This window comes from Mucilaginibacter sp. dw_454 (assembly GCF_018449775.1).
Taxonomy (GTDB): domain Bacteria; phylum Bacteroidota; class Bacteroidia; order Sphingobacteriales; family Sphingobacteriaceae; genus Mucilaginibacter.
Genome location: NZ_JAAVVB010000014.1, coordinates 1 through 816 on the forward strand (window position 1 = coordinate 1; position 816 = coordinate 816).

General features: G+C 42.6%; 1 protein-coding gene. It reads left to right on the forward strand.

Features of this window, described 5'->3' with window-relative positions; genetic code table 11:
• Positions 1-810 (forward strand): delta-60 repeat domain-containing protein (locus HB679_RS20525; RefSeq protein WP_218625340.1); only part of this gene is annotated, 810 nt, incomplete at its 5' end.
• Positions 811-816: the final 6 nt, after the last annotated feature.

An 816-nucleotide genomic window follows, 5' to 3' on the forward strand; every position in this document is an offset into this window, starting at 1 on the left:
TCAGGCAACAATGCGATGATTGTAACCGGTGACTTTACCTTCTATACCTCACGCGTGTACAATCAAAACACCTACGACTTTAAGGATAGTACCATCATTGATAGTACGATATGTAACCGTATAGCCCGTATCAAAGATAATGGCTACCTGGATTCAACCTGGAGATTTGACAAGAATGCACCTGGTTACAAAAACACCAAAGGCGCAAGTTTACCAGGCCCTAACGGCCCGATACAATCCCTGCAGGATGAAAAAGGCAACATATTACTTTACGGTCAGTATACCTCGTTTGACGGCGCCCCGGTTAACTCTATCGTGCGGATTGACCCTACTTCGGGTTTAACCGACCCAAGTTTCAAATCTGGCGGTACCACCCAAAGAATAGAGCGTGTGAGTTACAATGCTACCCTGAAGAAATACCTGGTAGTGGGCGACTTCCTGACGTTTGACGGCAAGGCAACCCCGTATATGGTTAGATTAAACTATGACGGATCAGTAGACAATACGTTTACCTCAAAAGTATTTGACGGCGGGGTACCAAATTTTGTTAAACTATTAAACGATGGTTTAGCAGTAGTAGGTGGTACTTTCAGGTCATATGATGGTGTGATCAGAAACGGTTTTGCGGTTATCGACGCAACGGGAGCACTGGCAGACGGATACAATTCAATAGGTAACGTAAACGGCTCAATATACAACGTATACGAAACCACCTCGGCTGATAATAAGCGTGCTTTATTGATTATGGGTTCATTCTCATTATTTGATAATGTGCCGAAAAATAATATCGTAAGAGTAACATTTCAATAATAATAA